The 8,709-nt window shown below is 26.1% G+C and carries 5 protein-coding genes; all 5 read right to left on the reverse strand.

The genetic code is table 11. The features are described from left to right. Positions 1 to 83 precede the first annotated feature (83 nt). Positions 84 to 1,523, reverse strand: coding sequence for a BREX system Lon protease-like protein BrxL (brxL, locus tag AB1444_15570; protein MEW6528075.1), 1,440 nt, complete (start codon positions 1,521 to 1,523; stop codon positions 84 to 86). Then, positions 1,520 to 3,193, reverse strand: coding sequence for a BREX-4 system phosphatase PglZ (pglZ, locus tag AB1444_15575; protein MEW6528076.1), 1,674 nt, complete (start codon positions 3,191 to 3,193; stop codon positions 1,520 to 1,522). Before pglZ ends, brxL begins: the two co-directional genes overlap by 4 nt. Further along, the gene (locus AB1444_15580; GenBank protein MEW6528077.1) at positions 3,168 to 3,884 is read right to left on the reverse strand and encodes a hypothetical protein; all 717 of its coding nucleotides are present in this window, start codon (positions 3,882 to 3,884) and stop codon (positions 3,168 to 3,170) included. The genes pglZ and AB1444_15580 overlap by 26 nt, the downstream gene beginning before the upstream one ends. Further along, entirely contained in the window at positions 3,885 to 8,027 is a 4,143-nt protein-coding gene (locus AB1444_15585; protein MEW6528078.1) for a hypothetical protein, read from the reverse strand. It abuts the gene before it with no gap. Then, positions 8,014 to 8,709 (reverse strand): hypothetical protein (locus AB1444_15590; GenBank protein ID MEW6528079.1); only part of this gene is annotated, 696 nt, incomplete at its 5' end. The genes AB1444_15590 and AB1444_15585, both read right to left, overlap by 14 nt.

Here is an 8,709-nt window from a genome sequence, read left to right on the forward strand (position 1 = left end):
AAATCAATATCATTATTTAGATCCAATAATTTATAATTCTCATCCATAAATAAATTTCCTTCTAATTAAGTTAAGTAAAATTATTAAGTAAACTTTTTTAATGTAATGTCAGGCATTTCACGTTTAAATTCAGAATCAATATACGCTATTTGTTCTCTTATTATAGCTCTTTTCTCTAAAGCAGGTTTAAAGCAAAAATTTTCAAAATCTGATTTATTAATATCATCCGGTTTTCTAACATTAGGAAATAATAGTTTTAAATAGGCAGTCGTCAACCTTTTAACTGCAGTTACATCCCTTGTATCGGATTTTTTTGGTATTTCTAATAAATCATCTACAACAATTGAAAAATCTGGGCATTCTCTCAAAGAATGCAGTACTTCTGAAAAGTATTCAACATTCAAAGTATAACCATTAACTTTCATACCTTCGTTTATTCTAGGTAACTTCCATCCCTCGATAAATCCATGAAATCTATCTAATAGTGCTGATTCTTGAAAAAAAGAAGGAAGTTCTACAAAATAGTTAACTCTCAAAGGTTGCATATTTCTATCTAATGGAATATTGCCCAATAATATCAATCCAGCTTCGGAATTACCACTGACATTGAAAATTGTGAATTTGCCTAATTCTAGATAATTTTTTAATGCACCCTTCAGTTCATCTTCATCAGAAAATTTTATTGTTTGTATTTCATCAAACGCAACAAAATCATACCGTGTTATAAAGCCAAATGATTTACTTTGTCCATCATAAAACATCTTGGCTCTACTTACAGTACCACCACTTACACACCATCCATTTTTGCTCAAATTATTAAAAATATACGACTTCCCTGTCCCTTTTGGTGCTAATTCAATTATATTCAATCGCGGTTCAACAAAAATTAGCAAACGTGATATAAACATAAGTTTCTGATCTAACGTCACAAAACCTATAGGATTATATTCCATTGATCGAATTAATAAATCTACCCATTCCTCGAGGTTGAAATCATTTCTATTTTCTCTATAATAATCTAAATCAATACTATACGGTTTGAAAGGGGTGTAGTTAGTAATTAAAATATACCCTGAAGTATTATTATAAGGGGGTATATATTTTAAAGTGAATACACCCCACACTTCACCAGCTTTTAATTCATTATATTTATCTAATAAAAACCTGTCCACCTTACCTTCTGTCATTTTAATTTCTAAATCAGGCATTGCAAACCGTATTTCGTCATTGCGTATATCCGGTTCAATTAATGCCCTTGTCAAAATTTTTTTTTCTTGCCTATTTTGAAGAAGATCTGCTTTAATAGTTTTTCCAGTGCTTTTTGTTGGAATAAATTTTTCAATAAATTCTAATAAACTGTATTTGTCCAAATAACCATCTTCCATTGTAAATTTTTGTATTAACCAATCTTTTATATACGATGGTATATTTTTCCCTTTAAAAACACTATAGCTATCGGGAATTTTATTAACGGATTCATCTTGGAATATTGACTTGATTTTTTCATCCATCATGTTAGTCATAACAAATCATTAACCTCCATGCCACCTTTTACAACTATTTCAAAATCTTGCTGATAGGACCCAATTTTTATGGTTATTAACTTTTTACCACTTTTTAATTTAGATAAATTAACTTGATATTTATTTATATTTTTATCAAATTCAGTATTATATTTTTTATTTTCAATTATAACTACTGGCAAACGTGGTGGAAAAGGATCTACTGTAAATGTAATAACTGGTTCCTTTATGTTAATCAAACTATTTAAAACAACAATTTTATATACCTCATTTTCTTTACGCTCAGTATATTTAGCAATAATAACTGGGACTAGAACTTCTTCTGGTGTAGCCCCACCATGTGACTCTCCTCTTGGGATTTGAAATAGCGATACATGTTTAATAGGTACAAGATAACTGTTTCCCTGATATTCATACACAATATAATCTTCACATTCTGAATATATTTCACCCGGTTGCAATTTAACATATCTACCACCATGCTCAGCATTATTAAAATTGTACCTCTTTTTACCTAAAAATTGAGAAATGCCAAATACACTTAGTCCATGGTCGCCTGTAATAAGTATATTTTTTTTTCCCAGTTTGAATTTTTCACTTATCTTTCGTGCAATTGCTGCAATAATTTCAATTTCTTTAATTAATGTCTTTGGATATGAATAATAGTTTTCATTATGTATAAATTGATCTAAATCACGTATAAAAACTGCTTTATCAATTTTATTAACTTCAGTGATTGAAGGCAAATTCACTTTAGCTAAATGAAGATTAAATAAATAATTTTCATTTTCGTCTTGTAATATATTTAAAAGCAAAGAGGCAAATTCAATACCTAAAGCATCAATTTGAATAACTTCATCAATCTTATCATTTATAAAATCTTTTATATCTTTATAACTATAATACCATTTATAAAAAGACTCACTATCATTGTTGAGAGTATTTATCAACTGCTTAAACTTATCTGTTACTGTATTATTAATTTTTGATTTTTTATATTCAACAATATAATCATAAATTTCCTCATTTATAAATGAGTCTTTAATTAATTCATCTTTTACATAATAGTCTAATTCTGGATAAATACTATCAAGAGAAATATTCTTATAATTGATAATGTTTTTTACTATTAATTCTTTTTCAAAATATGTTAATCCAGTTATGCATTTATATATTATTTCTGATGGCATATCTTTTATTTTATTAAGTAACAAATCCTCATAAATATCACTATTTTCATCCTTCAATAAAATCTTTAATCCCTTTAATCGCTCACTAATAAATCTATCATAGTCTTTTAAATCAAAAATATTTAAAAAATATAATTTAGTAAAACTGTAATAACTATATTCTTTTAAACTGTTAAAGATTAAATGCAAATAAGTATCATTGAAATCAGTCAATGAATTTATATAAAGTTTTAACAGCCATATTTTATATTTATGATTACTATCATTATCGTTTTTACTTTTTAATACTATATTTAAAATTTCATCAAAGTCTATCTTTTTAACATTGAAATATTCTTTTATATACTCATAAAGATTTCTTGCTTTTCGTTTATTTATTTCTTGAAGCAATTTTAACCATAGGTCTTTTTCATATTCATTATATTTATTTATGATATCTATATTACATACATATTTAATTAAATCTTTTATTGTATTGATTTTTTTTTACTTGGAAAATCCCATAATCTATTGAATTAGCATATAATGAATTAATAGTATTGGAAGTAACAATGAGCTTTTCATTCAAATAATCCTTCTTATATAAATTCAAATACTCTAGAGAATTGTTTATTAGTGTAATATTATCAAAAGATTTAAAATCATATTGCATATCAGTTAAAAATAAATTATAGTTTTTTTCATTTGAATTTACTTCCCAGAGTGGATCCCATTCTTTTTTGCGTATATATTTATTCCAAAATATAGCATCAAACCTGGCTTTTATTCCTACTAATGGTATATAGATTCTTCTTAAATTTTCATTACTGCTGTTTTCAATTTCAAGAAGGCTTTGAAAAAGGGAATAAAACTCATTATCTTTATAAAACCTAACTATCTCAGATAACAGTATGATAGCAAAACTAATTTCTCCTGAACTTTTTATAATGTTTATAATACGTAGAATATCATTTATAGTTATCCAGGCATCATTGTTTTGTTGAAAAATTTCTATTTCTCTAGTTAAATCCTTTATGATTACATTAGAAGTTTCATAATAATCCAATAATGCTTTTATTTGACTATAATCATTTAAAAAAATAAATCGTACAGGAAAACGAGTATAATATCCCCTTTTTTTTAAATCATCTTGGATATGATCAAATAATTGACTTATATCATTAAAATACATCTATAAATATTCCTCTATCCATTCATATAGTTCTGAATGTTTATCAATTAACTGTAATACTATTTCCTTAAAATCTTTATCTGAACTCTTGATTTTTTCTTTTATTTCACTTTTAACACTATCAGGTATCATCTTTGATAAATTCTTTCTAATCCAGTTTTCAACTTTTTCCTTATTCCAGTAATAATCTTCAAAGTTCATATTTCGCCTTGTTGTTTCAGCAACATCTGTAACAAATCGCAGCCCCAAATCTTGTTTTAACCAATTTTCAAATGAGGCTTGTGCTTTTGTTTTATTAAATATATCTAAATCAACACCCCCCCTTATTATATTGATTGCTTCAACTAAATTATTAGGAAAATTATTTGTTATAATACATGACTTTATTGTTTCAATAAGATGGCTATTATCATCTATACCATACACCCAAAATGGTAATTCTTGATTATTCACCCATTGCTTGATCTTATTTGTTAAATCATATAAAGTATATATTTCATTAAATTTAAATAAAGAACATATTGATGAAATAAATTCATATTCATCTACATACCTTTTTAAATCATCCTCGACTAATGAATAAGCTTTTTCCAAATTGTTTTGCGATAAATGTTTATAAAATGAATTAGCATCAATATTTAATTTATTAGCTTTAATCCATTCCTTTAAGCAATCGCGTAATACATCAGATTTTATATTTTTTGATAATATATTTTCATTGATAGCAATAATTTTATAATATTCTTCTATAACTTCATGGTGATAATTTTGTTCTTCACTTTTAAGGAAATTCTCAATTGTGCTTATACTTTTATAAATTTCTTCGTTATTAAAGGTACAATTAAGCAACCACAGGGGAAGTTTGAATTCGGTGTTTATCTTTTCTCTAATAAAAAGCTTTAGTTCATTTATAGTTCTTGCATTTGTAATATCAAATATTTGCGATAGTAAATTAATAAATTGCTTTTCTTTTTGCGACTGTCCTTTTTGAATATGCCAATCTTTAACTTTTGATTCTACTTTATTCTCATCCCATAAACGTATTTCTTCCTGCATATTTTGGTTTAGGTACAATAAAATATCATTAACATCTTCATGATTAAATTCAATATTCTCAATTTTTTTTAGCCATAGATAAAAGCCCTCACGCATTTTTTCTTTTGTTAAGTTTTTATATAACTCATTTTTCACCTGATTTATAATCGAATATATTTTTTTAATATTATCTTGATTAATTTCTTTATCAACCACTTTAAGTAGATATATTATAGAATCAATAGCAATACAAAATTCTTTTGTATCATTCAATAATTTTAATGACCAAATAGGGTATCCACTTTGTTTTATCCATTCACCTATAGCCCATATTGTTTTATTTAAACTTTCTTCTTTAGACAAAAAAAATAATTCATTTAGTAATTGTATTAATTTTATTTCCTCTTCACTTCCTAATCTTACATTTAATTTTTCTTTATCCTTACCAGTGTCCCAATATTTTAAAAGTGTTACCAATTTATCCCGCATTAATTCCTTTGTTATTTTGTTACCTGTACCGGATTCATATAATTTCCCAACATACTTTCGCATAACAAAACCCAGGATTGCCGCACTAATCATATTTGGATATAATCCAAACGGTGGTTGCCTCAAAAAGTCCAACAATTCAGTAAGGTTAAATTCTTTACCATGACTCTTTTTAATTTCTAAATTTAACTCATTCAATATCTTAACTATCATGTGTTCCTGATTAATATCTTTTTTTATCTCTAAATTGTGAGTAACAATATTTTCTTTATTATCTTTTAATATAAAAACTAAAATATTATGCAATATCATCTTGCTAAAATTTTCAATTGCATCTAATGTTTGGCTGAATAAGAATTGTTCAACTGACTTTTCAGATATTTTTTTATTCCATAGGTTCTCATTTTTTCTTAAATTTTCAATATTTTCAGGACCATATTTGAATATTTCCCGTGATATATCATTGATTTGATTTGATAGTGTATTTGCGGTTACCTTTAATTCATTTCCTTGAAAAATTAATTCAATATCATTTTTCTTTATATGAGTTATCCATGACTCAATAATGTTATTTTGCCAACTGTAATATAGATTTTTATCATCATCATATTTATGTCTTTCAGCTACTTTTGCTCTTGCTATGTATTCCAAAAGCTTGTTATAATCTTTTTCCCCTAATGGTTTATGACTTATTAAAAAAATGGTATTTTTTTCTTTAGGACTTAAATTATCTTTTTTAAAATATTGTTTAATCCTATTTTTAACTGATACAATTTCATTATCATATTTTGCTAAAAATAAAACAATGCCCAATGTATGAGGCTTTGTAAAATCTGTTTTTAATTTACGCTCTAAATCGTTTTCATTTATGGTGGCAGGAGAAATTTTTAAAACTGTTTCCCTTAGTACTTGACCTGTTATATAAGATTCAATCAATTTTAAATGGTTATCATTTTGGGTAATTATTTTTGTAATATCTTCATAATTTCTTCTAGCTTCTTCTATCTCGTGTATAACCTCCTGATGTGGTAGATGCGAAGAGGTAACCAGAAAAAATCCATCCGGTGTTTTTTGAATGTAACCCTGTTCATCAATATATTGTAAAACTTCAGGTACATACTTTTTATACACAGTACTTTCAAACATTGCATAAATATTTTCCTCAACAGGTAAATAAGCTTGCTCCTGCATATTCCTACTGCTGATATCTAAATACAAAATGTTTAATAATAAAATACCCTTAAAGATAACAGCATAGTGATTTCCTTTTTCTTGTATCTTAGTAAGCAATTTAGCTTTTTCTAAAACTGAATGTATTCTATCCTCGGTAGTACGTTCAAAATCGTCAAAAAAGAAATCCCACAAATAATCTGCTGTTAAGAAATATTCATCATTAGGAAATTCCTGTATAAATTTAATAAAACCTTTGGAGTTATCATATAAAAAATTAAATATACTACGCTCGGTTGAACCAATCCGTTCTGCAAGCCTTGTTGATATGAACGCAGTATAAGGATGAATTGGGAATACATCCTTTAATAGTTTATGACCAACATGCTGATTGTTACTTAGTATTTTCCAAAAGACTTTACGAAAGTCATTAGTTTCATATATTGCATTTTTTAATGATTCCCATTTATCAGGATTTTTCTTTCTTATTACATTTGAAATGATATGAAAAGTTGTTACATCCTGCATTTTATAATTTTTTGAATGAAACCTATCTAATACTTTTTCAATATCTTTATTATCAATTGATCTGGCTTGATTTGGATCTTTGTGGCTTATAATAAATAAATATATATCTTCATCTTTTGTTCTTTCTGCAATATTTTGTAAAATATTTAAATATGAAGGGCCATCCGGCGACTCTAATACAGAAGTATATTCATCCCAATATAATGCTAAAGCAGTAGCATAGTTTTCTTTTTTTAATTTTGTTGTAACATCTTCTAACCAGTCTTCAATTTTATAAAATGGTAAAGCAATATCCTCCAATGATTCCTCTATTAATCGCAAAACTTCTATATTATTAGATTGTAGTTTTGTTATCAAATCTTCTATCGATGAAACATAAGATTGTATTTTAGTTTTATTATTTAATATATTATTCCAATTTATTAGACTATTTTCTTTTTTTATATATTCAATATATTTTTCAAAATCACTTTTTACATTTATAGCAATACAATTGTTTATTAACGCTGTTTTAACGGCTCTTTCAATTGCCAGAACAAAGGTCTTAGTATCATAAATACCAGATAATCCTTTAATTACAACCGGAAAAACACGATTACTGTCTCTAAACTTTAGTAGTCTTTGCCTTGTTTGAGCCTTTTCTATACGTTCAATATAATCCTGTATTTGCTCTAGTGGATCAAATAAGATATGTTTAATCACCCCGGTAGCATGACTTTTACCAACTCCATAAGTTCCATGAATCCATATTGACTTTTTCAAGTTTGGCTCATTTGATTCAAGTGAATCCAAAAAAGTTAATAAGATGTCCTCAAAATCAGGTGTGGGTATAAATTGTTTCCAATAATTCTTTTTTTCACTTGTTATATCATAGGTAGGTTCAAAATAATCATACAACTCTATAATTTCACTGTATTTCATGGCTTCCTCCAATACGTTTCACAATATCAATACTGGTTAATTCCTGATAAAGTTTGATAACATGATAATTATTTTCCAATAACACATCAAAAAAGTTGGTATGCCATATTGTTTTCAAAATGTATTCCCCTTTTGGGGATGTAATAGTAAAAACTTTTTGAGGGCTTCCATCTAGATGTTCAATTTCATCAATTATAAAATTATACATGTTATGTTTATCAGCAAACATATATAAATTATAAAGAATAGCTTCGGCAAGAACATCAAGATCGCCCTCCTTTATTACTATTCTTTCTCTTCCTTGTTTTTTTATTATACCCTGTTTTAATTCATAACCAATAGGCGTGCGTTCAAATGTTCCTACAAGAGAATGATAAGCATTTATAATATATCTATTTTTTTTACCATAATTATCAAACAATATATTTATTTTATTATCCTTAGAATAAATACCTTTATTTACATAATTCAAAAAATTAAAAAGTGTTGAATTGTATGATAAATTAACCCATAATATACTCCATAGTAAAAATTTTTTAGAATGGTAATTACTAATAAATTTTTCTAATTCTAAACCATAATTAGAAAGTCTATAATTTTTATCTAAATTTTTTAAATCCTTTAAGTAATATTTTAAAGAATCAATTTGCCTATCCCCTAAATATAGTTTATATATATCATA

The organism is Spirochaetota bacterium, from assembly GCA_040756435.1.
Lineage (GTDB): Bacteria > Spirochaetota > UBA4802 > UBA4802 > UB4802 > UBA4802.